This window comes from Oceanobacillus arenosus (assembly GCF_003369575.1).
In the GTDB taxonomy this organism is placed as follows: Bacteria; Bacillota; Bacilli; order Bacillales; family Amphibacillaceae; genus Oceanobacillus; species Oceanobacillus arenosus.
The window spans coordinates 24,403-49,818 of the sequence record NZ_PIOC01000019.1 but is presented as its reverse complement, the minus strand read 5'-3'; the positions used below and the strand labels follow the sequence as shown (position 1 = coordinate 49,818).

The following is a 25,416-nucleotide window of genomic DNA, read 5'->3' as shown; positions in this document are numbered from 1 at the left end:
CTCACACCCTTTATAATGGAGGTAGAAAAAATTCTCTACCTCCATTAAAGTCTTTTATATTTTTGCCAAAACGTTTGCTTTTAGTGGCTTTCTACCTTCGCCTAATGGGATTTCAACGTTTTGAAATTTCGCATAGTTCACCTTTACACCATCATCTAAATCTAAGTCAATCTTTTGATTAGCTACATGGGCAATAACTTGATCATAGCTTTGGCATTCCAATAATTGTTTCTGTAATGTTTCTTTTTGTTTTTTCGCTTTTGTTTGCTCTTGCTTAGAGACATCTGATTCCAATAAAATATCCAGACGTCCCATTTCTTCTTCATATTTTCTTTGTTGTGCATGTAAATATTCCGTTCGGACCCTTGCCACCAGTCCAGGTTCATAACGATGCAAGTAAATGAGCGCTTTAAACCCATCCTGTTTGCCGCTATCAAATAACCAATAAATCGGCCGTTTTTGATACATTTGCACATGATCTTTATAAAATTCCTTTAAGAAATAACGGCGGATCCGTTGTCTCGATGTTTCATTTGCTCTTCTGGTGAGTGTACCAGCAATGAAATCCAAATTTTCTTCTAAACTATCCTGTCCACAGATTGTTTTCATTATGTCAATAAATCGATAGACAATATCATCTTCAAAATAGACATCATCGGCAATTGGAATCACATTATCTGCATCAGGGGTAAAGGTTTTGTATTTATTTAAATTGAATTCTCCACCTGCAAATGCAAGTCCGGCTTCATCTAATGAATAGCGACCGAGCATGAGACCGACAGCATAGGTGAGGAAAGATTTCACGTCTCGAACTTGATCTGCGCGCCTAACTGTAACATCTTTGTCTTCCACTTCTGGCGTTAGTTCATCTTGCAGGCCGTAGAGGTCAATAAAGATTCGGTTCAATTCTTCTTCGTTTAGTTTTAATGTTCGGAAGCGCCCGTCTGCTTCGATTTGCCAGTTTGTATAGGCTTCGGATAACTTGGTTGAATCTTGTTTGAACTCAATGAATGGGTGTGTTTGGAAATCCCAGGATGTTTCGAATGAGTCCCAATCGGATCTTGAAATATTAATGTTATTTTGTGCTAATTTGTCAATTTTCCCTTTACAATTATTTAGTATTGGTATAGGTAAACTACCTATATTTCCTACTTGAAAGTTTAAAGTAGGATTCAGAAAGGATAATAAATAAGCAGAAATTTTACTTACTAAAAAGCTTAAATATATACCTAGGTCATTTTTATTTGGAAATAAACTTGATCCACCCACATCAAAAATAGAGCCAACAGGAGTATATCTAACTCCTAAATTAGTTGAGCTAACAAATGACCAAGTGAGACCCTCTTTAAAATAATAATCAGTATTTTGGGGTCTTGATCTAACTTTTCCTTTATTATCAACGAAATTTCTGATTTCAAAACCATCATCTTCCCAATTCACAATGTATTCAAAATTCCCATACCATTTTCTATAGGATCCACCTTTATTATATGGAAACCACTTTAACTTAGAATCTTCGGCCCCCTTTCTACTTTTAAATCCAAACCCAATTTTATTAATATCAATTTCATGCCATAATTTTATAAAACGATCATTATTTGCTGTAGCTAAACCTTGTCTTGGTTCTGCTACCTCCCCTATTTTATTACTAGATTTAAATATCTTTCTCACCTGATTACTTGCCCAATACGCTATTGGTGAACCCGGAATATCAGAAAATTCATCTTGAGATTTTTCATAATATATCTCTTTATCCCCAAATCTATTTGCTTTTTCCTCTGCATCAGTAATTTCAGTTAAACGTACAAATGTAGCTATAAAATTTGGTATATTACCCTCTCTCATTATAAATGAAGTAGTCTGTACAACTTCGCCACCGATTTCTGAAAATGCTCTAGTACCTAAGTGTGCCATTGAAAATATTTGATTTTTTTCTAGCATTGAATATCTTAAGTTTTCATATGATGATATGAACATCCATGAATGTTGATTTACTAACCCAATGAATCCATGTTTTTTTACAGATTGACTAGCAACTTCCATGAAAACAGCATAAAGATCCGCACTAGAATTTTTATAGTTTTTCTTCACGTATGAGGAGAGTTCAGCATTCATCCCTCTATTACCCATATAAGGGGGATTCGTCACAACAACATCATATTTTCTCGCAAGAACAGTCGCTTGCCCAATCAACTGTTCGATAATTGGCAAGGTATTATCCTTAAAATCGATGGCAAACATGTCATCTATCTCATTTTCATTAAATGAAAAAACTCGATCTTTTAAAGCCTGCAAATCAATCTCAGGTACTTCAATAATTGAACCTAATAATTTACCGTCTCTAAATGTATCTAGCAATACGGTTAAATCATTTCTTAACTCCGTATCTCCGACAAATATATCCACATCTTGTTCGGTAATTTGTTTACTTTCTTCTATCCAATATAAGTTTGTAGCTATTTGTGTATCAAACAGGCCATAATGATAACTTCTTGCTTTCATCATCACCGAAAAATAAGCGAGTTGCGCTGCACGTGGGTCAATATCTAATCCGTACAGATTTTTTTCAATAATTAACTTTGGAATATCTTGTTCCCGGTACCCCTGTGATTTATACATGTCATAGAATACTTCAAATGCATAGACAAGAATATGACCAGAACCCATGCACGGATCTAAAAACGTGATCGATTCGGGTTTCAAATTTGCATCCTTAAGTGTATTCAACTGTTCAACAACGCTTTCAGGCTGTTCAGCAGCTTCCAAATAATAGGGAAGCTTTTCCTGTAATGTAGGATTGGGATGGGACTCTAACCATAAACGACCAAGAGAATTATCAACCATGTATTGCACAATCCATTTTGGTGTAAATAGCTCGGTTGCAGCTGGAATGTTTTCCTTACTAATCTTTTTATTTTTCTTCAAATCAGCAAAAACCTGATCCTTCTTCTCAGAAATATAATATTGATAGAGCCAACCGATAATTTCGACCTCTTCTGTCCAGTCCGCTTCTTCAATCATCGTCACCATATCATCGATAACAGATGATTCCGCTAATAAACCGCTAGGAAGAAGTAATTCAGTGTAATCCTCGATTTCTTCAAACATCATCGGCATAATCTCACCAAGTTTATTACACTGCTTAATCAATATGTATTTAAACAAATCCTCATCATCATTGGCATCTTGTAATTCATACACTTTTTGCTCATCGAGATCCAATTCATCAACGAGCATCATCACTTCTGTCAACGCATCTGGCTCTGTTTTCCCTTCTTCAATCGAGGAGAAAATCCGAACCCCAGTTGGTAAATAGTCATTCACTTCCATAAACCTTAGTGCAATAAAACGGTTAAACCATGTATAAGCTACTTCTTCAATTACCTGGTCATAACCTTTGATCTCGATTTCACGAATGAGCTTTTCACGTTGCTTGATTTCATATCGTTTATAAAACTTTTGATTGATTAAGAAACCGTCTTGATAGATTTCAGCTTCCTTAATCACATCTTTCGTAATGCCTAATTCAAACGCTTTTTGCGCCACTGCTTCCATGAGTTTTTTTCTGGCAGTGACGGCAAACTTCTTGATGGCACCTTTATTCATGTGTATACCTCCAATTTATTCCTATGACTTTTATTAAACCAAATTAATCGTCGTATCCTCTTCCAATTCACTTAACAACTCACTTCTCAATTCTTCCACAAACTTATCGATATCTTGTTTCGTTTGAAATGTTTTTGTGCCTTTGATGATCCTATTTTTACTAAGTGTTTTCGTCTTTCGCTCCCTAATAACCGGCTTGTCTACCTGTACAGCAGGACTTGTTCCCGGATCAACTGGTGGCGTAACAGTTTCTGGCCTATACTGCATCATTTCCTGGATACAGCGGACTTTCAACCGATCGCTTTCGACCTCCATAGCAATGGCTTCATATAAGTTATTCACATGATCAAGTCGGTCCAAAAGCGTCTGGAATCTTGCACGAAAAGTACCTGCGAATTGTTCTTTCCAAGCATCCTCTTTCTCAAGTTCAGTCATAACAGCCTGTAAGTCTTCTTCGATAGCCTCTTTCACTGGCTCACATTCACGCTCTAATATTTCAACAAAATAATCATCAAACAATTGATACAGTCCTGGTAATTCCTGGATCCTGTCATATGGTTCAGAACGGGTCACAATTGCTTGTATTTTTTCCACTGTTTCGACCATCGTTTTATCCGTAATATAGGTGCGGTTATTTTCAAAAATCTTCATTCGCTTCATGGCTTCATCGAAAATATCCCGCTGGTTTTCAAAAAATCCCTTTACTTCTTTCGCATTCATGGCATAGGCTTTTAATTCTTGGCGAACTTTTCGGAGTTGCTGGTAATATGTCGCCGTATCACTTATACCGAGTAATGATTCAATTAACTGCAAGCCATCCTTTAATACAGCTTCACCAGGATAGTACATGTTTCGGTAGTTCGCTAATAAATCGTTGAGCTTGTCTTTTTCCCGTCCGAGCAATTCATTAAATTTATCTTTCAAACCATCTTCATCTTTTGGTAAGGCAGAAATACCGAATATTTCCTTCGATAGATCCCTTGCATTTTTAAGAAGTAACTCAGAAATTCGCTCGCGCTTTTTAACAACAACTCGATCCACATAATCGCGCTTCGTAACATATTGAATGATGTTCGGATCGTTTAACTGAATCTGGCTACTATTTAGCTGCAACTTAATTTCTTGAGCTTTAAATAGTTTTAATAATAATGCCGTCGTATCTAACTCGAGCCAACCATACGGCTGTTTGGCAAAATAGGTCGACAAATGTTTGATTGTCATTTGATGATTTCGGGTCGTTAACCGGGCCACATAATTATCCACTTCATTGATGGCGAGATGATTCGGTTCATTTTTATTATCCATGGTTAATTGTGTGGACGCTGTGATGATGTCTTGTAAGTCCTTTGTTGTATCAACAAATTCAATTATATGGTCTAATTTATTGAATAGCGTTTTAATCAACATGCGAAATGCATCATTGATACGGTCGACTGGATTTTTCTTCTGAATCTCTAGAACTTGCGAGTTAACGTAAATCTCCGCAGATCTTAATGCCTCAGTTAAGTAGGTCGTAATTCTTTCCCTGCGTTCTGTCACTTCTCGTGTTTTTCTGACTTTGATATCTTCCACAGCCTGTGACACGGATGTTCCACTTTTTACTTTTAAATAGGCCTGTATCTTTAAAATTTCTTCCATCTCATCTAGATAAGTTGTATCCGGCGGAAGTTTGACTATGACATTATTCTCCCTCATCGACATCATCTTCAGTTCAGAAGCATTATAGTCCATCGCTGCATCGGCATATGGAGTAATGACGCGAATACCAATATCATTTGACTGGGTACGAACAGGACGATCATCAATAAATGCATTAAAAGCAAAATGGTATTTTGCCGAATAGCGATATTTACGATCTTTATAAATGCCATCGAAAATTTCTTCGCCAATTTTCTGAATTACTTCGGAAGATTCAACATGCATATTCTTAATTTCACGATTCACATCTTGTTCATCATTCGTCAAGAAAATATATTCCTCACCATTTTTTTGGATCAGCGTTTGACCAATGAGATGTGATAATGACTTTTCAATTTTTTTCTTCAATTCAATTTTGTCCACATCAATATGATCAACCATTAACGTTGCGATATTTTCTAAATTGGCTGGTAACTCTTTCACATATTTTATTAAGAAGAGAACTTTTAGTACTTCGATATCATAAGATTCTAATTTCGTATTATTGCTTGCATGAATAATTACGCTTCGGATACTGTGATCCAAGAATGTTTCAATTGTTTCATAAAATGTAGAAAACGGTACAAGTGCCCCTTCCGTTTGACCAGCAAAACGAATGGCGGATTCTTGGAATGCACTAAGCAAAGAACGTTCCCCTTCCGCCAAATGACGACCCGATGCCCCGTGAATACGAACGCCTGTAAATACTTTTTGCAGTAAATTAAATTGATATGGAACAAACGGATACACATCAACAAAATCAGCTTCACTTGTATATTTTTTCATTTCTGCTTCGGTGGTAAACGTTAATAGATTTTGCAAGATAGAGCTTTTTTTGCGATACACTTCTTCTAATGTTTGTCTACCTGCTTCATTTTTCGTTAAGATACGCTTTTTAATCACTTCGTCAACATAGGCACTAGACAGGCTTAATTTCGTGTCGAACCGACCTTGGATTTTTGAAAAATCATTTCCTTTTACACTTAACACCGAATCAATATCTTCCTGGCTGGTTACAGCAATCCATGCTTTTCCTTTACATTGGCGACCGAGTTCATGGACGATTGTTTGTAAATTGAGCATCGCATTTGAGTTATCGCCAATATATTGCCCGACTTCATCAACGAGAAACGCGACATGGTGATTCTCCCCTTTTGAATCGATGTACTCCTTCACACGCTTCACAAATCGTTCAATACTTATTGAATAATCCTGCTCTGCTCGGTCGAACCAGTTTCTTGCTGCTTCTTCACTCATCTGTGTTGATTTAGAAAGCGCTTCAATAATCGCATCTTCTTCATAATAAAAGTCTTCCCTTGCATCTTCCCATTTGTTACCAGATATGTCTTGGAACATTGACTTAAATCTATCGTATACCCCATCTTTTTGCATGTTACGTTCAATTTCCGCTACCCAAGGAATCGCACCGCAAAAGCCTTGCATTTCATTGAATACTTTATTTAATACTTTTACAATCGAATCTTTGTCTGCCATTGAATCAGATTCACTTTTAGCATCAATATCAAATAACACAACATCTGTTGTCAGGTCTCCTGCTTTTTTCAAATTAGCTAAAATCACTGGATCATGAATTTTATCGTCAAAAAAATCAATCGCATGTTTACCATTAATCAGTCTGTTCTCAATCAAATAGGATAATATTTTCAAAAAATGTGACTTACCAGACCCGAAGAAACCGGAGATCCAAACGCCAATCTTATCTGTTGAACCTTCAATCCCTTTACTATAGGCAGCGAAGAAATCACCAATATGCTTATGTAATTCATTTGTAACAACATACTCTTCTAATTCTTGATAAATATTTGCATCTTCATCTTGTCCAACTTTAACGACACCTTTAATGTCTCGATCGATCTGACGATTAAACATTTTTTTTATATGCATACTAATTTCCCCCTAATAATCTACCAATTGAAAGGCACGATAATAATTATCGTCCTTAATTTCCCCAAATAGCCTAAGTTCCTGACCATCATAGCGACCTGGGAAAAACATGACAACTGGAATCTGATCGACTGCTTTATATAAATTATTTAAGATAACATGGGAGCGGATAATCGGAAAAACCTTGCCGATTCCTGTAATAAAGACAATATCATTTGGTTCGACACGCTCCGCTATATATTGAATGACTAAATCATTATTCAATGTCAGCCTTAATGACTTCCGCGTCGCATTTAAGACATACTGACTCCCTTTTTTCTTCTCCATCTCGAAATTCTTCCGCAAATATCCTTTTCCATCTAAAATCTCTAGCATCAGCTCATAAAGATCAAACTCATTAATCCTTTGATCAGAAGCATCATTATTCACACGATCTTTCAGAAATTCCACATGATTCCTAACGATCATTTCATGTTCCGGCTCATAATCAAAAATATGGTATCCTACCTCATTGCCGAGTCCTTTATTTTCTCTAAACGATGGATTTGTAATTTTGGGTAGAATCTCATCCAACCGTTCATGGATTGTTTTCATTTTTTCTCTCTCCTCTTACTTTTAAGGAGGACAAAGGTTTTGGTTCCTGCCTTGTCCCTTCTATTTTTCTCCTGCTATCACATTAATATATCGCCCATCATCACTATTTCTAATATGGTCCAGAACATCTGGATTTATAATTGGAATCTCTATTTCACGATTCCCTTTTTGGTTCTTCAATAAGCCTGCTTCAAATAAAATGCGGACGTATACTTGCTGTAATTTATAAAAGGTATACTCTTTCCATTCTGCAACAGTTTCACTTTGTTGGCGCTTTGCCTCAAAATAAGTATGAAAATCACGATCTGTCAGTTGCAAATCCCGATAAACAATTTTTTCACGAAATATTTCATGCATAAACTCATAAAACAGCCTGTCCGTCTTCAATATGGAATAAAGGACGATTAATTTACTTGTTTCAACGTCACTTGTGATTATTTTATCGATGAGGTATGTATCGAGTGCTGTTAATCGTTTGAGGATTGTTGATGCAATTTCTTTTTTTCTTGATTCAGATTTGACCTGAAATATATTTAGATTGATTACATGTTCGTTTATCTCTAATTCATTTAGACCTTGTACGATCAGTCCCGAAAGCTGCTTCGTCTCTAAATAAAAATAAGGCTTAGATTTTATTGTTGAACGGTATTGTAATTCTTTTTCCAAATTAACCATTCCTTTGTTCCGAAATTCTATTGATACTTGTACTATTTTATCATGTTATAGATGGGAATGAAAATGTGTATAGTTTACTTTCACCATATTAAGGGTTCACGACAAAATAAAATGAAAATCATTATATATTTTAGTTCATTTTGACAAAAAATGAACAGAAAATGATAACATAGTATTGAAATGCGTCGTACTGTTTGCCATAATTCCCCTGTGAACCTTGATGTGATATGATTATTTTCATAATCGTTATCACCTATTTCATGCCATAATTCCCCTGTGAACCTTGATGTGATATGATTATTGATTGACTATTATTACTAAAGATAGAGCCATAATTCCCCTGTGAACCTTGATGTGATATGATGAAGATTTGAAAGCGAGGGGATTGTAGTTGGCCATAATTCCCCTGTGAACCTTGATGTGATATGATTATGATACACATAACCCTTCCACATATACGCCATAATTCCCCTGTGAACCTTGATGTGATATGATCACTACAAAACCAATGCCAAACAACTTAGAGCCATAATTCCCCTGTGAACCTTGATGTGATATGATAAAGATCCAAATTTTCCAATTCAATTTTATGCCATAATTCCCCTGTGAACCTTGATGTGATATGATCAACAACTTTCTTTGGTTTGTTTGCATTCAGCCATAATTCCCCTGTGAACCTTGATGTGATATGATAAAAGGATTGAAGAGACGTGCCAATCTTGAGCCATAATTCCCCTGTGAACCTTGATGTGATATGATAACCCAAATGCAGGAGACACTAATATTCGGGCCATAATTCCCCTGTGAACCTTGATGTGATATGATTTCTATCTGCTCATCGTTGCTGTCTGCTTCGCCATAATTCCCCTGTGAACCTTGATGTGATATGATTATCTTTTTCTGGTAATGGTTGTCGTGAAGGCCATAATTCCCCTGTGAACCTTGATGTGATATGATTTCTAATGCTTCATCAACGTTTAATGACCTGCCATAATTCCCCTGTGAACCTTGATGTGATATGATCAATTTAAGTAAAGTAGATTGCATACAGAAGCCATAATTCCCCTGTGAACCTTGATGTGATATGATTAACCGTTCAGCGAACAATACAATGCCATAGCCATAATTCCCCTGTGAACCTTGATGTGATATGATTTCAACCAAAACGCTAAATGTTTATCTATGGCCATAATTCCCCTGTGAACCTTGATGTGATATGATTCCAATGCTTCATCAATGTTTAATGTCCTGCCATAATTCCCCTGTGAACCTTGATGTGATATGATTACGTTCTCTTGTTTCAAGTTGTTCATGGCGCCATAATTCCCCTGTGAACCTTGATGTGATATGATGCATGAAAATTTTAACTAATGGCGGAAAGGGCCATAATTCCCCTGTGAACCTTGATGTGATATGATTTTTAGATAATCTAGTGTATCATAGTGTAAGCCATAATTCCCCTGTGAACCTTGATGTGATATGATTGAAACACTCTTACTATTCACTTTGCCTTGCCATAATTCCCCTGTGAACCTTGATGTGATATGATCCATCATCGGAGTGCTGCTTAAATGGGTAAGCCATAATTCCCCTGTGAACCTTGATGTGATATGATTAGAAAAACCAGCAACTATCAATGAAGATAAGCCATAATTCCCCTGTGAACCTTGATGTGATATGATTTAATTGCATCCACATCACTGTTTCTTAGGCCATAATTCCCCTGTGAACCTTGATGTGATATGATCAGGCTAAACGTAAAGGCGTAAATGCAACAGCCATAATTCCCCTGTGAACCTTGATGTGATATGATACATGGCATTGAAACCCTTGATTCTTCCCCATTTCAAGGGTTTCTTATTTTTATAAAGCATAAGTTAAACCAGCTAATATTAATAATTTATTTTACTTTTTTCATAAAATAAAACAGAATAAAATACCTGCAAAAATTTTTGCAAGTATTTTTTTAAAAAAAATCTATTTTATTTGCGCCTAATTCCTCTTCTGGAGTAGTAGTTCCTAATAAGATTTCCATATTTTCAAATTGCTTCTCGGTAATTTTCATTGCTCGTATTGCCCCGTTAACTGGTGGAAGGTTTTCACGTAATCGCTTCATATGCTTTCTCACACCATCTTCCCCATTACAAATTCTTGAGTAAACAGAATACTGAAGCATTGTGTAACCATCTTGCAAAAGAAATTTGCGGAATCTTGAGTATGCTTTCCTTTCTCTTGGAAGTAAAACCGGCAAATCAAAAAATACAATTATTCGCATATACCTACTCATATCTATGTACAGCCAAATTTGTAAGTTCAGGAAGTGTTATCATATTTGCATCTTGCTGCCGGCTTGCAGATACAAAACTTTTTATCATATTATCGACTCCATGGGTAACACTTAATCTCTCTTCTTTCCATATTGCTTCAATGTCTAAAACTTGAAATAACATTTTCCGTATTTCGGGGGACCATTCCGATTCATCCGAAACATTAGTTGCAATTAATACATCGACAAAAGGTCTTAATACTTCCATAAAATCATCCGCCAAGTTAAATGCATTTGTCTGGCTATCGTGAAACACACCAAAACTTGGTGTAAATCCATAGCGAATTAAAGCTCTTGCAACAAGCGAACGAATAATACTATATCCATAATTCAAGGAAATATTATAAACGTTATCTTCTCGTCGTTGAAATCCTTTGCCAAAGAGCGATTCAAAATAGACTTTAGCACCATATGCTTCACGATTTGTGCGATCACCAGATTCCACACTTCTACTAATAGCATACAATTTTTGCGCTTCTTCGCCTTTATGAATCAATTCAAGACATCTTGACTGATTCTCTAACTTTCGAATAACTATTTTTTGCCAAACTCTCTTCTTGTACGGTTTACTTAAAGACAATTGCATTTCCAATACTGTCTTTTGTCTAGAATGCCTGTGGAATGGTTGCACTATTCCACTGGGCATTCTTTTCCTATCACATATAATAAGTTCAACATGATACTCTGTACATTTACTCAATAATGCATTTGTAATCGTAATTGCCGGATCCTCTAACGTTATCGTTACAATATCTTCTAATGGTATATTAATAGATTCTACTTGTTTAATAACGAGTTGTTCATTTGCAGTTGACAATTTTGCTGGATTACGAATAACAAGATGTCTAAAAGCCATAACGTTTTTCCTTATGAACCATTGTTAAATTTCCCAATGGATCAATTTGGTACTTTTCAAATACCTCTAATCCCTGCGAACCAAGAGTGTCTTTGAAACTATTCATATGGTCAGTTAAATTAATTTGAGCTGTTGACGAGTGAACTCCTTTAAAATAAAAAACTCCTTCATTCCATTTAACAATTTCACCACTATTAGTTTTCGATAATTTTTGTCGCGGCGTTCTAACCTTAATCAAATCATTTGGAAATAAATTAAATTGAAATTCATAATCTGATGTTATTCTTATCCAATTTCCGTAAGACTTGTGGGGTGTTATAAACCTATCCGGCACTCTCTTCGCCATAACATCACTCACATAAACAGGGGCCAAATAAAACTTCCCGCTCTCCTTATGCCGGAATACTTCTGTCCTAGCTATACTAGCATTGTCAGCTACTGTCTTATCATCTAAATGAAATACCTGATTTGCAGTCGTTTCTATTTTAACACTTCTTATGATTGGGGCATTTTCTGGATCTTTAGACGGTTTATATAAAATTGTACTAAATGCCTTCACAGGATCTTTTCCACTTTCTAGGTATCTACTTTTGATTGCTTGATATGTTTTTGGATCAGATTCCCTTCCATACATTGGAAAATCCCCATTTTTATCAAATCTAATATCTGCAAGAGCATATTTCTTTACCATTAAATTTAACCCTTTTTCTGTAAACCCTCGATGCCTTCTTATTGTTTCCTCATGAATTTGCCCCTTAACAGATCGTTTCGGCATTCTAGAAACAAAAATGGGTTTAACTTGCTCAATAAATTCTTCATCATAACTAGCTAGTGATAAACTTTCTAATGCTAGGATTAATTTCTCAGGATTTTGAAGCATTCTTGCTCCTAATTCTCTTGTAAATCCTTCCCATGGTTCTGGGAATCGTTCCCCTTCTCTTTTTAATAATTGGGAAGCATGTAATTCACTATGTTTAAAATAATTACTAACGCGATTTCTGAATGGTAGACTAACAGCCACGATTGCAGCATCTAGTGCATGATGCAGATCATTTTCTTCCCTGTTTTTATTAAATCCCCATCTTTTTCTCATTAAAGAAGTATAGGCACCGTTAACCGTATATACATACTGCTTTCGACCATCTTCTTCCCTAAACTGTAAATTATCTTCAATAAAACCTTTCAAAAAGCGGGTAATATAGCGGGTATCATTTAAGTGCCTTGATTTAAAGGTTTCTGCTTGTTCTTCATCAAAGTTCTGTTTCAGTAACAAGTCTTTTTTCTTTTTCCGAACCTTTAATGTGTTCACATACGATGTATATTTATCCCATCTGACAACATCTCTACCAAACCATTCATATGGCGTTCTGTTTTTCTTATTTTGATTTTCTTTCGATAAAACTAATACCTTATTCGCATTACTATCATCAAAACTACGACTATACGGAATGATATGGTCTACTTCCGCATAGCCTGGATTGAATAAATCATCCATCGGGATAGGTTTTAGCGAGTATGCACATCGACCATCTTGTTCTTCCCATAACTTATATTTCAATATATCATGTCCACGTGGATCACTAAATTCAGGATGTAGCTCCTGAATGCGATCTTTCGCTTTTTCATTTACCAATCTGTTTTTATTATATTGCTTTTCTATTTCTCTCCGTTCGGTATAATGTCTTCCCATATCTCGAGCCAATTCAATATAAATTTCTGTAGGTGATCCGTATCTTTTAATGATCGCATTAATCACTTTACGTGTCTGTGACAAAGAGCGTATGACCACTGGGTTAGCTATATTATCAGCTGGTATGACTGGAAGGATTTTCGCTTTTTCTGTACCTATTTTTTGATTAAAATGATAGCCTGCCTCTTCACATGCTTCATGATATTGAAAGCCTTCTTCCAAATAAGGTATAAGTTTATTTAAAGCTTTTAACGATAGATGACCAAATTTCGAGAAAGATAGATTTAATAGTTGTTCAATTAACTCTTCGCTATACACTCTATTTGCAAGGTTATTAATTCGCTTTCCATTTTCATTCACATAATCGTTTAATAAATAATCACGGGCATCATGATCATCTTTGTATACAGTGACAGCATAGGCAATCGTATCATAATCAATTGGACGATACGATTCAGCAAGTGTTTTTCCTTCGACATCATGAATAATCTTCTTCAGTTGATAGTATCCATCAACCGAAACAAATTTTTTACTTTCATTTTTCTCGTTTGTTTCACCTGGATCGTAGAACAATTCATTAAATCGCTCATCTTCCTGCAATTGCAATGTTTTACGAAGATCTTTATATTTGATCTCTTTTTTATTTAATATACTTTCTAATGTTAGTAGCCTTTCTTCACGTGTCAAAGGACGCTGAGGTTTACTGTCTGAAATAATCCGTAAGCGGTTAATTTTATCCAGTGCTCGGAACTTTTCAAACGTATAGGAAAACTTCGGTGCACGTTTTTCATTCGGCTCAAAGGTGCAATTTCCAATTCGTTTTACAATATCCTCTTGTGTTGAAAAAGGGCGTTGCCAACCCCAAATATTTATGTACGTCTCTTCGTTTTCCTTTGTAGCAAAACTATGTCCTAATTCACGTTGATTACTAAATACTTCGCGAATTTCCTTTTCAATTTCACTGCGCGCTAGGACATGCGAGTAATCGCCACCCTTATTCCGCTTCCTACCACTAAATTTATCATCAAGAACTAACATCTCTGCAACAGTACGATATCCTTTTTCTTCCATTAAGCTAGCATTCTCTTTAACTGCTTTTAATAGAACGCCGCCCTCGTCTTCTTTCGTTTCACTTTTGCGATTAGATTTAAATCCTCTATTTTTTGCATAGTGAATTAAAATCCGAGCAAATTCACGATCTGTAAGCTTTCTCTCAATACCATTTACTCTAATCAGCCAAATATCCAAATCTCCGTCTTTCCAATCATATAACTGATTAGCCTCTACTTCAGATAATAGACCTTGTTGAATAAGAAATTGGCGGACACGTCCAACCCTGTAACGCCTTCTTCTCAATCTTCGTCTAGCTGACCTTGCTTCTCTTCTTGGGGTAGCTAATGACGAACCATTTTTAGGATTCTCTGCTGCATCAAACATTCTAGAATTCAAATCCTCGATTCGATTTTTATCTAGATTTATCACAGCCCAGCCTACTGATGAAATTCCAATATCAAGTCCAATGCTATACCTCATTAGAATCACCCTAAATTATGTATTTTTAGTTCTTTAAACCCGTTTTAGATATAAAAAAAATGACTAAATGCATTTAGTCATCATTTTTGTTGTGGGGAACTCCGCAAAGCTTGCAGAGTTAGGCGATCCCCAACGCCACGGCTTAATGCCTTACCATAATAACTTACCTATGAACCTTGATGGGATATGATTTAACGACCTTCCCCAAGATCGTTAAATATATAGTACAATATCCCTAGGTATTTGTCAATATTTTCTAATAAATAAATCAACAAATAAATTTAAGGTTTTTAGTGGCTATCTCTAGTCTAATAAAGCATTAATGCTTAAGTAAAGCGGGAGACTGACTCCCAAACCTTGGTCTAGTCTCTATTAAGCTAATACATTAGAATAATAGAAAACCAGCCCTTTCCCTACTTTCATCCTATCAACACAAAACCCCCACTTCCTCCCTCACCACCCCAAACTCCCTCAAAAACTCCACCCTCACCGTCCCCGTAGGTCCATTCCGCTGTTTCGCTATAATGACCTCCATCTCATTCTTCTGTTTACTTCGTTTATCGTAATAATCGTCACGATACAAGAAAGAAATGACATCTGCATCCTGTTCGATATTTCCCGACTCACGCAAGTCAGACATGAGTGGTCGTTTATCCTGTCTTGAATCCACACTGCGTGACAGCTGGGAAAGCAGTACAATTGGGATGTTCAACTCCAGTGCTAGCAATTTAAGTTCCCGTGTCATCTCACCGATTTCTAAATCCCGGCGATCACGGTGGGAAATGGATGGTTTTATCAATTGAAGGTAATCGATGAACACCAGATGATTTTGTTTGGGATTCTCATGTACTTGTTTGCGAATTCCCGCACGAATTTCGGAGATGGTGTGCTTTGTGGCAAAGATTTCTAATTCCCAAGTTGTCATTTCTCCGATTGCGCGCATCGCGTTTTTATAATCATTTGTTGTAAAACGTTTGCTGATATCATGCCATTTACTCGCATTTACCATACCTTCTGCAGAAATCATTCGTTTCAATAGCTGCTTCGTCCCCATTTCTAAGCTATAGATGAGGGATGAACCTCCATTCTTACAATGTCCTGATGCTAGATTAAGAGCGAATGCTGTCTTGCCAACGGATGGCCTTGCAGCAAGGATAATCAAATCCCCTCCCTTTAGTCCTCCTGTTATTTGGTCAAATGATGCGAGTGACGTGAGATAGCCTAGGTTCTCAGGACGAGGCTTCATCAGTTCCTCCCCTATTTCAACCAAGTTGTCATAGGTACTTTTTTCTTCTTTTGCTAGAGTTGAATCCCTGCATGCCTGTAAATCCTGCAGCAAACGTTCAAGTCCAGTGTTGGAAGGATTACTCAAGAACTGCTGGATGGCATGTTGGGCCTCTCGTAGCTGGTATGCGTCAATAAGAATCTGTTGATAATGTTTAAACGTTGTGGTGCTTGGTACGGATTCAGCGAGTTCGGTGAGATACGTGACCCCACCAACCTCCTCAATCTTATCTCCTAAAACCGTTGTTACAATGACAATATCAACAACCTCTCGTTCTTTATATCCCTGCTTCATCGCTAAGAGAATTTGCCGATGTTTATTGTGGGTAAAGTACATCTCATTAATCTCTAATTCTTTAAAAAGCGTGCCCTCGATTAAGATCGATCCTAGTATACTTGTTTCCGCATAATACGTATCCATCCCTATTTCCCTGCCTTCTTCTCTACTAATTTCTCAAACGCTTCTAGAAGTTGCTTCTTCAATTCTGGAGGAACTTTTTCCGCTTCCTCATGCCATTTCAACATTTCTTCTATATGCGAATCTGCCACTTCAGGGTAAGCTGCAATTTCACTAAGCATCGGCGGATAAGGACTTTGCATAATAAATAGAGAAAGATTTCTCATGACCCCTGGATAATCCATTTCCTTCAAGTTAGGAAGTAACATCGCAGCCTTGCGCTTTGTCAGATTAAACTTTGGATACATTTCATTAATCGTCTTTAACACTTCAATCGCTTCTTGTTGTAACATTTAAAATTCCTCCTTTAAAAGTTCGGCAAATATATCTTCTTCTTGTTTTTTATTGTCTGGCTTGCGAAATGGAATGAGTTTATTATCCTTTTCTAATTCTTTTGCAAGTTCATAGGAATGAACGGCTTCGATTGTCTGTAATCCAGCATTCTGCCATTCTTTCAATATTTTTTCGGTGTAACTATATGTTCGGCCACCTTTTTTCGCAGTTATGGCAATTGCTTCTTTGACGATTTCTATGCCTGTTGCGCTGGTCCATTCCATCAACGCTTCTCGAATCAATGGGGTTAGCTTGTTTATATTTTCTTCATAGATTTTGAAAAGTTGATTCATGTCACGCCCGCTTCCTCCTCCTCTTCCTCTTCTCTCTTTTTTACTTTTATCTTTATGTATAGGCAACTCTTGGCCCAAGTCCGAGGTCAATTTCAGGGTAAAGTCTCGGGTAACATCTTGGGTCAAGTCCCGGGTCAACTCCTGGTTTTTAGTCGTAGAAAAATAATTTCCGATTGCTTGAGGTAATGGAATCATTTCATAAACAGGTGCCTTGTTTTGGTGCCCCTTTTCATAACGAATAAAGCCTCGTTCGAGCAACTTCTTTCTCGCATTGATGATCCCCTGTTTAGATAGACCGGTAAATTTCATCAATGTAGAGTTAGGCGCATTGAAAACACTCCTTTGCCCGAGTCTATTTCCAATGTTCATCAGCGTGTGCCAAAGCACAATTTCTCCCGTAGTCAGATGATTTAGCATCAACCAATCCATTAAAAAGTTTTTGTCCCTATGAAAATTGAATGTTGTCATGTTTATATCTCCTTAAGATTTTTATTTTTTTCACGCGCGTTTTTCCTTACCAAAGTCTTAAAAGCAAATCCAAATAGGCAAATTGCAATTCGAAAGTTAACCTTCCGAATCCAGCTATTCACCTCATGTTTTCCAGCATCCATTTTTCCAGGACTTCTTCCAAGAAAAAGATTCTTCCGCCAATTTTGATATGGGGAATCTTTTTTTCTTTTACGAGATCATAAATCGTGTCTTTATGTAGTCCTAAATAGATTGCTACATCTTCAACTGACATTGTTCGTTTTTCCATCCTATTTCCCTCCCTTCACTTCTACAATCGAAAGAAGTTGGGAATAGGGGGTGTAAATGGTGAAAGTTTTTTTAATAGGGTGGTTTTTTCGGGTTTTGAAGGGATTATTTGGGGGGGACTTTCATAGAAGCTTTCTCCTCAAACTGTTATGTCAGGCTTATGAACTTCGGTGTCAGTCCCCTATTTTTGACCTTTTCTTATTTTAATCATCCCAATTTTTAAACTTCTTCATTTCATCAAATATCTATGATATATTTATGATAATACATAAAAAGGAGAAAAGACCCATGAAAAAAGTATCATTCTTAGGAATTATTATATTATTAGTTGGACTACTTGCTGCTTGTGGTGCTAGTGATTCAGGTACGTCATCTGATCAACCTGCTGAAGAAAACAGCACTGAACAATCTTCAGGAGAAGAAAAAGAGGAAGCTGCCAATGAGGAAGCATCTAATGAGGAACTTTATGAATTCAACCAAGAGATGGCAGATAATGAAAACTTTAAAGCAACTTTAATCAATATCGAAAGAATCTATGATGAAGCCTGGGATGAAGAAAAAATCGAAGTAACATTTGAGGTAGAAAATAAACGTGATGACTCAGTGGAATTCCAGGCTCGCCAAGTATCTATTAACGGAAAAATGGTTGATGAAGCGTTACTTAGTATGAGCACTGAAGTTGCAGGCGGAAAGATGGCAGATGCGGTTCTGACCATTCAAGATTATGAGGGCGGCGATCTCCCTTCACTTGATGAAGATTTTGAAATGCTACTTCATGTGTTTAGCTGGGATAATATGGATTACGAAGAAGATGCTGAAGTTAGTGTAACTTTTAAATAAGAATGAAATAATAGAGCTCCTAGCCTTCACTGGCTAGGAGCTTTATTGTTGCTTCACTCTTAACTTTTATCCAGACTAGACTAAAAGGTCCACGGGGACAGGCTTCATCGTCCCATACTATAAACATTCCCTATACCTAATTATTCCTCGTTATCAAGTGCCTTCTACGTCTATCAAAATGATCAATAAGCCATTCAAAATGCTAAATATACAATTCTGGGTTGTATATATCTGCTTCAACTGAATATAAGATTCTTTTTGCTGCACTGCTTTTCCGACTGGTATACCACTCAAGGGAAAACCCACATGCCTTTTCAATCTCAGTTTTTCTTCGATTCAAACTTTGAAAAAACAAATGATAGTTTGGACTACTTACTGTTACATCATACCAAACGTCGTACGATCGCTTTCGGATAGCAATATCTTCACCACGTCCGTTTTTACGACACTACTGAACAAAATTTGTCCAAATATCCCTCCTTAGCAAATGGAGTTCTGACAAACCCTTAGTTCCAGTAGTAGCTCCATTTATTTCATCCATTTCCGCTTTGTCTATATCAGGGACAGCCTCACGCTCATCGTCCACAAATGAAATGTGAAGTAGCTCTGTCATTTGATTTTCATCTTTAAAATGCATGTCGCAACGTTCTCCATGAATTCCAGCAGCTTATTTCATGACATTAAACTCTAGCTGTTTTTTTGAAAAAAGTCCTAAGACTATCTTCTTTATATGACTTAAAACTTTATGTAATTTGTTAAGTTTACTTCCAAAGGGTATGTATTCATTATTGCTTTCGAATTTCCCCATCTTTTCCCCAAAATTTTTTAACTTTATATTTTTTTCTGGTGCTGATAACAATAAATATTTCCTGCAAATTTTTTGTTTGAGAGACAAAAAGCAGCAACCTTTTCCGATACCGGTTTATTACACATAACACATTTATGTGTTCCCTGATTGTTCTTCTTTGCATCGTTTTCTTCTTTCTTTTTTACAATGATACTTTTGTGCTTCTCTATAAGTTCGGTCTCAGTAATGTTAGCATCAGACAACATATTATAAATACTTTCAATCTCTTCATCACTAATTACTGAATTCTTATTTTGTAATTTAAGAACGTTAATTTTCCTATTAATAAATTCTGATAGTTCAACATCGTAGACGATTAATTCATTGGATGTGATTTTTCTCATTTCTAAATCAACTTTAAATGTACAACGTTTCGTAAAAGATACAATAGAAATGAAATTATCATGATATTTGCTATCTATCATACTCTTCAACACTTTTATATGACCATAATTTTGAGTAAAAGGATTCATCATTTTAAACTTTCCGTTTACTGACCATTCTTTACGATTCTTTCCTCCATAAATAGTTCCTTTATAGTTCTTTGTCTCAATAACAAATATTCCAAACGGAGATATAAGGATATGGTCAATTTGTGAAAATCCTGAACTTGATTTCTGGTTTCTCACCATGATATCCGACAGATGCTTATATTCTTTTGGAAATTGATCTAATTGAATATCAATTTTGTATTCACCAATTTCCCCCTTGCGAACTGCAATCTGATCGTTAATATCTTTATTTGAAACCTTAGTTTTAGGAATTGTTTCATCTCTTAGTTCTTTAGCTTGTTTATTATATTTTTTCTTTTTAAATAGCTGCAAAAACATAGTCCGCCCCCTTATCCATTAATTTCCTCCTTTAGTTATATCGGCTAATTGTCATAAAATTTTAAACCTATTGCTATATGATTGTAATAAGTAAGCAATTACTTACTAAGGATACATGTAATCTGAATAAAATTCACAAAAAAATAACCACCCTATGAGCCCTGACGAGCATTTTAGGGTAGTTATTCTCTAATATTTGTTAGTCGCCTATTGAAGGGCTATTACAACTGGTTAGACTGTGCAACCGCACCGTTCAGTCTTTATTATTATATTACTTTCTACTTAGTACACCTTATTTTACTTATTTGTTAAATATCCCTTTGAAATCCATGTCTTTTACCATATCTCTGGTAGAATTTATTAAATTATTCTTTTCATTTTCATCTATTTTACCATCTTCGCGTGCTTCTCTTACTTCTTCCACCAAATGTCCTGCCTGCTCTTTGTCTACATTCTTAAGCTTATTTTTTAATTCATCAAATTTATGACTCAATGGATATCCTCTCCTTCTATTCATTTAATTCCCGAATCTAGTGTAATTAAACGAATAAAAGCAGGTATTGTTTAAAGTTAAAGGGTTCCGCTTTGAGGTGCATTTTCAAAAAAAGCACACCCCTAATGACATTAAAATTGACCGTTAAAATGGCAATTAAAAGTCGTCTAATTTTTTTAATTTAGACGGCTTTTAATATTATAATGACATGGGTAAACAAAAGGCCAATTAACTTTATTAAACCATTGCAAATAAATGGAATACTCTTTATCTGTTCAAGTAAGGCACCAGAATAAGAAAAGCACTGACTTCGTTCAAGTTATTGGATGGATCAGTGTTTTTTTGTGTAATCGACAGATCCAATTTTTCAGCAGAAATTCTTAAAGAAACCACCATGTATTGAACAAAAACCCATTTACAAAATTATATAGTTATTGTATAGTTGGTTACACAAGTATACAACCATACAATCAACATGAGCAAAACTGAGGAAAAGAAAGGAGTGTTCTTGTTGAAGCCAGTATTAGATGAGTCACTGCCCATCTTTCAGCAAATTGCACAAATCGTAAGAAATGACATTGTTGAAGGACAGATTAAAGAAGGCGAAAAAGTTCCATCTGAAAATGAACTATCAAATTTTTATAACATCAATAGGGCAACTGTGAGAAAAGGACTGCAGACTTTGGTTGATGAAGAAATCATTTATAAAAAGCGTGGAATTGGGATGTTTGTTATGGAAGGAGCTAAAACAAAATTGTTAGACGAAAGGAAAAAACAGTATCGAAATGAATATATATTGCCGCTGCTAGAAGAAGCAAAGCGATTGGGAATGAGTGTTGAGACTGTGATGACATTAATAAAAGAGGAGGAAGGGAGATGATTCGAGTTGAGAATGTTACCTATAGCTATGGAGAGGAACCAATACTTGAGGATATTTCTTTCAATGAAGAGGAACATGGGATTACTGCTATTTGGGGACGAAATGGGGCTGGGAAAACGACACTAATGAAACTTCTTGCTGGGCATGAAAAGCCAAACAGAGGAATTGTCGAGATCATGGGAACGGCTCCCTATAATCGTGCAGAAGTTGTTCAATATGTATGTTATATGCAAGAGGAGCATCCATTTAATAACATCTGGAATGTAAAGGATGCATTAAGGTTTGGACAGTATTATTATTCCAATTGGGATATGGATATGGCTAAACGACTTTTAAAGATCTTTAAGCTCCATGACAAGATGAAAATATCAAAGTTATCAAAGGGGATGAAATCTGCTTTACAGTTCATCATTGGAATTTCTAGCAATGCAGAAATCACAATTTTAGATGAACCTAGTAATGGATTAGACGCTAGTATGCGTAAGAAAATGTATCAAATTTTGCGAGAAAGTCAGGAGGAACATCCAAGATTGTTTTTAATATCTACGCATCATATTGAAGAAATCCAACCGATTTGTGATTCAATTGTTGTTATTCATGATAAAGGAGCATTCATACATGGATCAATTGATGAAATGAGAGAGTATGGAATCTGGTTAGCAGGAGGCAAAGATAAGATTGAAGAAGTGACTGATGGTCAAAATGTTTTAGAAGTAAGTAAATTAGGATCTAGATTAAAAGTAATGGTTGACGTACCTTTTAATGAAAAATGGAAAGAAACTGCATCTTCTCATGGACTTTCAATTGAAAAAGTGAAACTACAGGATTATTTGTTAAATAAGACCGAGGAGGTAGAGTAAGGATGAATTCTTTATATGGAACATTTCGTTTAGTATCAGAGGATGCCTTATTTTATTTAGGGAAATTAATGTTGCTCTACATTACTATTCCAGTGACGTTATTATGGGTAATTATCGGATATATATTTGGACTTGGAGAGGATGTCTTTGCCTCGATATCAGGTCCGACGTATTTCTTTATTGCATTATTTGCAATAAATGGATATAAAACACTGTATCCAGTAGCGATTGGCATGGGAAGTACAAGGGTACAACTGCTCAAAGTCTATTATGGTGTAGGTATTTCAGCAGTTGTTATATGCATTACAATTCTAAATGTATTGCAATATATTTTAAAAACTGTATATCTACAATGGGAAATTAAAGCCAATATTTTTCATCCTGGAGTATTCTTAGTAGATGGTTATCATTTCTTCGCTTATTTATGGATTGACCTTATGTTTGGACTCTTTTTATTCGGAGTGCCATTTCTACTATATAGTATTAACTTTCGTTTGGGATTTCGAAAAAGTATCATGATTCTCATGTTGTTGTCAGCTATTTTCATGGTTTTATATTATGGTGGTTATTTAAGCGATAGTATGGAATGGTTTTTAGGATTAGATTTAGATGCTTTGGGAATGACATTGATTACGTTATTAGGCTTATGTAGCGTTGGAGCATTATTATTATCATATCCTATTATGCGAAATGCTTCGTTAAAATCAAAGTCAAGAAAGGATTAAACTGGTAATGGTTATTTCAGTACTTGCTCACTAAAGATATGATAAAGATGCATACTATTTTTTGTTGCGTGAAAAGATTGAAAAATCTTAATCAACAAACTGGTACGATAGTTAAACAAGAAGATCGTCCAGTACGATCTTTTTGTTTTTCTACACTTATAGAAAATTACGTTATTATTACTTTAAGTTCTTGAGCTACCGGGGCATGATACTTTGATCTCTTAATAGAGGTCCTTTTTGTGTTAAGTATATAACGTTACTTGCTCTAAATTGACACCAGTTTTTCTATGTACAATATCTATTGTCCTATAAAAAATAAATGAGATATTCGAATGCCCAAAAAACCTAATTTAACCATCAATCGTTGAAATAGCAACAAAACTAACGTATGCCAATTCATACGCCAGTTGGTCTGTCATTTAATTAATATGACCTCAAAATGGACCCCTTTAGTTTAAAGTTACCGCTTCTTCTCAATATGTGGCTTAGTTGGATGTTAGATTGTAATAAGAAAAAATGATGAATATCCAACAAGAAACTCTCACCTCCTGATCAATCATTTTTACTTATAACAAAAAATACCTTTGTATAAAATATTTAATTTGTGTTAAAATAGAAACTAACGTTCGGAACGTTTGTTCTGAAAATGGGAGGGATCAGTATGAAAGGATTGATTATGCGTTCGATGGATAACAAGGAAAAGATAATGATATTCTACATTGACAGTAATAATAATGTTACTCAAAGGATTATCAAGGTAATTGATATTAACGATGAATCGATTATCGCTTTTTGTTTTTTGCGTAAGAAAGTGCGAACGTTTAGCCATGAAAACATACTTTCAGCTGGACCTATTAGAAAGAGAGTGACTGCATAATTATGAGCAAAGTTAATGATCGTGGAACTATTAAGTGGACTGCAATGATGATGCCGGAGCATATTCAAATGATAAATGATTACTGGGATAGCATGGATAACAAGATAAAGCCGATTTTAGACGAACAACAACTAGAGGAAATTGGTATTAAACTTCATGAAGTGATTAGCAAAAATCTTGAGGTTGAAATTAAGTACTATGGTGATCACGATTACCTCATCATTAAAGATAAAATTTATAGCGTCAATTACAATGATAAATTTTTAAAAATGAATGATTTTGAGCGGACAAAGATAGACTTTCATGATATTTTAGATATTCAGATTGAATAAACCCCGGAAGTCCACAGGGACAGGTTGTCCCACAGTCATCCTAAAAACTAATTGGGTCACATCAAGCCTGTCCCCCCGGACCACTAATTGGTGTATAATTATGTGAAGTAATTTTATTTTAACGGAGGGTGATGAGAATGAAGATTTTGTTTGATGAAACATACACTTCAAATGACGGAAAACGAGCAAGCAGGAATATTTGGTATGGAGATGCGGATATATCAGTTGATGGTGAGTACGGAAAAACCATTAACCTTACTGAAGATTTTATGAATAATTTATGCGAAATAATAAAAAATGACTTATCTAAGAACACAGCGAATGCTCCTACTGAAACTAACTGGTATTTCTATGGAAGTGCTGTAACTAAGGAAACTATTGGAAACAATACCCCTCCGATAATTATGGTTCGTGAGAGATCTGACGAGTTTATAACTAATTTTAATATCAGTGACCACGATTTTGCTGTAAATATGGATGCTATTCTGTTGTTTAAGGCGGATTTTGAAAAACGTTTAGCAAGTCATTGATAAGTAATATCAGTATAAGCATTTTCAAACAATTTGAGGGGATGATTTCATAATGAATTCATTCTCCTTTTTCATGTGGTGGGAGTCTTTTTGTATGGAGGAAAAGGAAGTTTAACAATACAGATTGTGCAATAACACTTGTTGGAGTAGATTCCAACACTTCACTAGTCTGATCAAACTATCCTACATCGTTTGGTGCCTGTCCCCAAGTTCAAAT

The 25,416-nt window shown here is 35.6% G+C and carries 21 protein-coding genes and 1 CRISPR repeat array; of the genes, 7 read left to right on the top strand and 14 right to left on the bottom strand.

Annotation, left to right across the window (positions count from 1 at the left end):
• Positions 1–54: 54 nt before the first annotated feature.
• The 11 genes from pglX to CWR48_RS13350 form a co-directional block, all read right to left on the bottom strand.
• Positions 55–3,606: a BREX-1 system adenine-specific DNA-methyltransferase PglX gene (gene pglX / locus CWR48_RS13400; protein ID WP_115773756.1), complete on the bottom strand. Its 3,552-nt coding sequence runs from the start codon at positions 3,604–3,606 to the stop codon at positions 55–57.
• A gap of 33 nt (positions 3,607–3,639) precedes the next feature.
• Positions 3,640–7,188: a BREX system P-loop protein BrxC gene (gene brxC, locus CWR48_RS13395; protein ID WP_115773755.1), complete on the bottom strand. Its 3,549-nt coding sequence runs from the start codon at positions 7,186–7,188 to the stop codon at positions 3,640–3,642.
• 12 nt (positions 7,189–7,200) lie between these two features.
• Entirely contained in the window at positions 7,201–7,782 is a 582-nt protein-coding gene (locus CWR48_RS13390) for a DUF1788 domain-containing protein (protein WP_115773754.1), read from the bottom strand.
• Between the two features lie 60 nt (positions 7,783–7,842).
• Positions 7,843–8,448 (bottom strand): DUF1819 family protein, encoded by a 606-nt coding sequence (locus tag CWR48_RS13385; protein WP_211316748.1) that lies wholly within the window; start codon positions 8,446–8,448, stop codon positions 7,843–7,845.
• Positions 8,449–8,653: 205 nt separating this feature from the next.
• A CRISPR array of direct repeats spans positions 8,654–10,270; the repeat unit is 36 nt; unit sequence GCCATAATTCCCCTGTGAACCTTGATGTGATATGAT.
• A 153-nt stretch (positions 10,271–10,423) separates the two neighbouring features.
• Positions 10,424–10,732 carry a CRISPR-associated endonuclease Cas2 gene (gene cas2, locus CWR48_RS13380; RefSeq protein ID WP_115773752.1) on the bottom strand — a complete coding sequence of 103 codons (309 nt, stop codon included), beginning with the start codon at positions 10,730–10,732 and terminating at the stop codon, positions 10,424–10,426.
• 4 nt (positions 10,733–10,736) lie between these two features.
• Positions 10,737–11,639, bottom strand: a complete 903-nt coding sequence (gene cas1, locus CWR48_RS13375) for a type II CRISPR-associated endonuclease Cas1 (protein WP_115773751.1) — start codon at positions 11,637–11,639, stop codon at positions 10,737–10,739.
• Entirely contained in the window at positions 11,629–14,862 is a 3,234-nt protein-coding gene (gene cas9, locus CWR48_RS13370) for a type II CRISPR RNA-guided endonuclease Cas9 (protein ID WP_115773750.1), read from the bottom strand. The genes cas1 and cas9 overlap by 11 nt, the downstream gene beginning before the upstream one ends.
• 427 nt (positions 14,863–15,289) lie before the next feature.
• The gene (locus CWR48_RS13365) at positions 15,290–16,567 is read right to left on the bottom strand and encodes a replicative DNA helicase (protein ID WP_115773749.1); all 1,278 of its coding nucleotides are present in this window, start codon (positions 16,565–16,567) and stop codon (positions 15,290–15,292) included.
• A gap of 2 nt (positions 16,568–16,569) precedes the next feature.
• A complete protein-coding gene (locus tag CWR48_RS13360) occupies positions 16,570–16,896 on the bottom strand; it encodes a hypothetical protein (protein WP_115773748.1) in 327 nt (108 codons plus the stop codon).
• Positions 16,897–17,697 (bottom strand): DnaD domain protein, encoded by an 801-nt coding sequence (locus CWR48_RS13355; protein WP_115773747.1) that lies wholly within the window; start codon positions 17,695–17,697, stop codon positions 16,897–16,899. It abuts the gene before it with no gap.
• Positions 17,698–17,815: 118 nt separating this feature from the next.
• Positions 17,816–17,986 (bottom strand): helix-turn-helix domain-containing protein, encoded by a 171-nt coding sequence (locus CWR48_RS13350; RefSeq protein ID WP_115773746.1) that lies wholly within the window; start codon positions 17,984–17,986, stop codon positions 17,816–17,818.
• A gap of 287 nt (positions 17,987–18,273) precedes the next feature.
• On the opposite strand from CWR48_RS13350, the gene CWR48_RS13345 reads away from it, so the two are divergent.
• Positions 18,274–18,825: a hypothetical protein gene (locus CWR48_RS13345; RefSeq protein ID WP_115773745.1), complete on the top strand. Its 552-nt coding sequence runs from the start codon at positions 18,274–18,276 to the stop codon at positions 18,823–18,825.
• A gap of 448 nt (positions 18,826–19,273) precedes the next feature.
• On the opposite strand, the gene CWR48_RS13340 is transcribed toward CWR48_RS13345, so the two are convergent.
• From CWR48_RS13340 to CWR48_RS13325, 3 genes are all read right to left on the bottom strand, one after another.
• Positions 19,274–19,462 carry a hypothetical protein gene (locus CWR48_RS13340; protein WP_115773744.1) on the bottom strand — a complete coding sequence of 63 codons (189 nt, stop codon included), beginning with the start codon at positions 19,460–19,462 and terminating at the stop codon, positions 19,274–19,276.
• Between the two features lie 194 nt (positions 19,463–19,656).
• On the bottom strand, positions 19,657–20,502 hold the full coding sequence (locus CWR48_RS13330; protein ID WP_115773742.1) for a nuclease-related domain-containing protein: 846 nt from the start codon (positions 20,500–20,502) through the stop codon (positions 19,657–19,659).
• 301 nt (positions 20,503–20,803) lie between these two features.
• Positions 20,804–20,995 (bottom strand): hypothetical protein, encoded by a 192-nt coding sequence (locus tag CWR48_RS13325; RefSeq protein WP_211316747.1) that lies wholly within the window; start codon positions 20,993–20,995, stop codon positions 20,804–20,806.
• A gap of 511 nt (positions 20,996–21,506) precedes the next feature.
• On the opposite strand from CWR48_RS13325, the gene CWR48_RS13320 reads away from it, so the two are divergent.
• The 6 genes from CWR48_RS13320 to CWR48_RS13295 all read left to right on the top strand — a co-directional run bounded on the left by CWR48_RS13320 (position 21,507) and on the right by CWR48_RS13295 (position 25,199).
• Complete coding sequence (locus CWR48_RS13320; protein WP_115773740.1) at positions 21,507–21,875, top strand: GntR family transcriptional regulator; 369 nt, start codon at positions 21,507–21,509, stop codon at positions 21,873–21,875.
• Complete coding sequence (locus tag CWR48_RS13315) at positions 21,872–22,735, top strand: ATP-binding cassette domain-containing protein (protein WP_115773739.1); 864 nt, start codon at positions 21,872–21,874, stop codon at positions 22,733–22,735. The genes CWR48_RS13320 and CWR48_RS13315 overlap by 4 nt, the downstream gene beginning before the upstream one ends.
• A 2-nt stretch (positions 22,736–22,737) precedes the next feature.
• Positions 22,738–23,460: a hypothetical protein gene (locus tag CWR48_RS13310; RefSeq protein WP_115773738.1), complete on the top strand. Its 723-nt coding sequence runs from the start codon at positions 22,738–22,740 to the stop codon at positions 23,458–23,460.
• Between the two features lie 661 nt (positions 23,461–24,121).
• Positions 24,122–24,337: a hypothetical protein gene (locus CWR48_RS13305; protein ID WP_115773737.1), complete on the top strand. Its 216-nt coding sequence runs from the start codon at positions 24,122–24,124 to the stop codon at positions 24,335–24,337.
• Between the two features lie 44 nt (positions 24,338–24,381).
• Positions 24,382–24,669, top strand: coding sequence for a YolD-like family protein (locus CWR48_RS13300; protein ID WP_170140766.1), 288 nt, complete (start codon positions 24,382–24,384; stop codon positions 24,667–24,669).
• Between the two features lie 137 nt (positions 24,670–24,806).
• A complete protein-coding gene (locus CWR48_RS13295; protein WP_115773735.1) occupies positions 24,807–25,199 on the top strand; it encodes a beta/alpha barrel domain-containing protein in 393 nt (130 codons plus the stop codon).
• Positions 25,200–25,416: the final 217 nt, after the last annotated feature.

Excerpts from the sequence above, each read along its gene's own strand:
- pglX (WP_115773756.1), bottom strand. The coding sequence starts at position 3,606 with ATGAATAAAGGTGCCATCAAGAAGTTTGCCGTCACTGCCAGAAAAAAA.
- brxC (WP_115773755.1), bottom strand. The coding sequence starts at position 7,188 with ATGCATATAAAAAAAATGTTTAATCGTCAGATCGATCGAGACATTAAA.
- CWR48_RS13390 (WP_115773754.1), bottom strand. The coding sequence starts at position 7,782 with ATGAAAACAATCCATGAACGGTTGGATGAGATTCTACCCAAAATTACA.
- cas2 (WP_115773752.1), bottom strand. The coding sequence starts at position 10,732 with ATGCGAATAATTGTATTTTTTGATTTGCCGGTTTTACTTCCAAGAGAA.
- cas1 (WP_115773751.1), bottom strand. The coding sequence starts at position 11,639 with ATGGCTTTTAGACATCTTGTTATTCGTAATCCAGCAAAATTGTCAACT.
- cas9 (WP_115773750.1), bottom strand. The coding sequence starts at position 14,862 with ATGAGGTATAGCATTGGACTTGATATTGGAATTTCATCAGTAGGCTGG.
- CWR48_RS13365 (WP_115773749.1), bottom strand. The coding sequence starts at position 16,567 with ATGGATACGTATTATGCGGAAACAAGTATACTAGGATCGATCTTAATC.
- CWR48_RS13360 (WP_115773748.1), bottom strand. The coding sequence starts at position 16,896 with ATGTTACAACAAGAAGCGATTGAAGTGTTAAAGACGATTAATGAAATG.
- CWR48_RS13355 (WP_115773747.1), bottom strand. The coding sequence starts at position 17,697 with ATGACAACATTCAATTTTCATAGGGACAAAAACTTTTTAATGGATTGG.
- CWR48_RS13350 (WP_115773746.1), bottom strand. The coding sequence starts at position 17,986 with ATGGAAAAACGAACAATGTCAGTTGAAGATGTAGCAATCTATTTAGGA.
- CWR48_RS13345 (WP_115773745.1), top strand. The coding sequence starts at position 18,274 with ATGAAAAAAGTATCATTCTTAGGAATTATTATATTATTAGTTGGACTA.
- CWR48_RS13340 (WP_115773744.1), bottom strand. The coding sequence starts at position 19,462 with ATGCATTTTAAAGATGAAAATCAAATGACAGAGCTACTTCACATTTCA.
- CWR48_RS13330 (WP_115773742.1), bottom strand. The coding sequence starts at position 20,502 with ATGTTTTTGCAGCTATTTAAAAAGAAAAAATATAATAAACAAGCTAAA.
- CWR48_RS13315 (WP_115773739.1), top strand. The coding sequence starts at position 21,872 with ATGATTCGAGTTGAGAATGTTACCTATAGCTATGGAGAGGAACCAATA.
- CWR48_RS13310 (WP_115773738.1), top strand. The coding sequence starts at position 22,738 with ATGAATTCTTTATATGGAACATTTCGTTTAGTATCAGAGGATGCCTTA.
- CWR48_RS13305 (WP_115773737.1), top strand. The coding sequence starts at position 24,122 with ATGAAAGGATTGATTATGCGTTCGATGGATAACAAGGAAAAGATAATG.
- CWR48_RS13300 (WP_170140766.1), top strand. The coding sequence starts at position 24,382 with ATGATGATGCCGGAGCATATTCAAATGATAAATGATTACTGGGATAGC.
- CWR48_RS13295 (WP_115773735.1), top strand. The coding sequence starts at position 24,807 with ATGAAGATTTTGTTTGATGAAACATACACTTCAAATGACGGAAAACGA.